Source organism: Enterobacter sp. RCC_40 (assembly GCF_041360735.1).
Lineage (GTDB): Bacteria > Pseudomonadota > Gammaproteobacteria > Enterobacterales > Enterobacteriaceae > Enterobacter > Enterobacter ludwigii.
In genome coordinates, this window is the sequence record NZ_JBFUPR010000015.1 from 1,462 (window position 1) to 3,096 (window position 1,635).

The 1,635-nt window shown below is 53.0% G+C and carries 1 rRNA gene (only partly in view); it reads right to left on the bottom strand.

The features are described from left to right. Nucleotides 1-1,596: ribosomal RNA gene (locus AB6731_RS22895) — 23S ribosomal RNA — on the bottom strand; it reaches 1,407 nt to the left of the window's first position. Nucleotides 1,597-1,635: the final 39 nt, after the last annotated feature.

A 1,635-nucleotide genomic window follows, 5' to 3' on the forward strand; every position in this document is an offset into this window, starting at 1 on the left:
GGTGTTACCTGATGCTTAGAGGCTTTTCCTGGAAGCAGGGCATTTGTTACTTCAGCACCGTAGTGCCTCGTCATCACACCTCAGCGTTAACAAGGAACCGGATTTACCTGGAACCTCCGCCTACATGCTTAAACCGGGACAACCGTCGCCCGGCTAACATAGCCTTCTCCGTCCCCCCTTCGCAGTAACACCAAGTACAGGAATATTAACCTGTTTCCCATCGACTACGCCTTTCGGCCTCGCCTTAGGGGTCGACTCACCCTGCCCCGATTAACGTTGGACAGGAACCCTTGGTCTTCCGGCGAGCGGGCTTTTCACCCGCTTTATCGTTACTTATGTCAGCATTCGCACTTCTGATACCTCCAGCACCCCTCACAGGACACCTTCAACGGCTTACAGAACGCTCCCCTACCCAACAACACATAGTGTCGCTGCCGCAGCTTCGGTGCATGGTTTAGCCCCGTTACATCTTCCGCGCAGGCCGACTCGACCAGTGAGCTATTACGCTTTCTTTAAATGATGGCTGCTTCTAAGCCAACATCCTGGCTGTCTGTGCCTTCCCACATCGTTTCCCACTTAACCATGACTTTGGGACCTTAGCTGGCGGTCTGGGTTGTTTCCCTCTTCACGACGGACGTTAGCACCCGCCGTGTGTCTCCCGTGATAACATTCTTCGGTATTCGTAGTTTGCATCGGGTTGGTAAGCCGGGATGGCCCCCTAGCCGAAACAGTGCTCTACCCCCGAAGATGAATTCACGAGGCGCTACCTAAATAGCTTTCGGGGAGAACCAGCTATCTCCCGGTTTGATTGGCCTTTCACCCCCAGCCACAAGTCATCCGCTAATTTTTCAACATTAGTCGGTTCGGTCCTCCAGTTAGTGTTACCCAACCTTCAACCTGCCCATGGCTAGATCACCGGGTTTCGGGTCTATACCCTGCAACTTAACGCCCAGTTAAGACTCGGTTTCCCTTCGGCTCCCCTATACGGTTAACCTTGCTACAGAATATAAGTCGCTGACCCATTATACAAAAGGTACGCAGTCACCCCATAAAAGAGGCTCCCACTGCTTGTACGTACACGGTTTCAGGTTCTTTTTCACTCCCCTCGCCGGGGTTCTTTTCGCCTTTCCCTCACGGTACTGGTTCACTATCGGTCAGTCAGGAGTATTTAGCCTTGGAGGATGGTCCCCCCATATTCAGACAGGATACCACGTGTCCCGCCCTACTCTTCGAGTTCACAGCCTGTGTGCTTTCGTGTACGGGACTGTCACCCTGTACCGTGCGACTTTCCAGACGCTTCCACTAACACACAAGCTGATTCAGACTCTGGGCTGCTCCCCGTTCGCTCGCCGCTACTGGGGGAATCTCGGTTGATTTCTTTTCCTCGGGGTACTTAGATGTTTCAGTTCCCCCGGTTCGCCTCGTTAACCTATGTATTCAGTTAACGATAGTGTGACGAATCACACTGGGTTTCCCCATTCGGACATCGCCGGGTCAAAGGTTCATATCACCTCGCCGGCGCTTTTCGCAGATTAGCACGTCCTTCATCGCCTCTGACTGCCAGGGCATCCACCGTGTACGCTTAGTCGCTTAACCTCACAACCCGAAGATGTTTCTTTCGATTCATCACCGGTT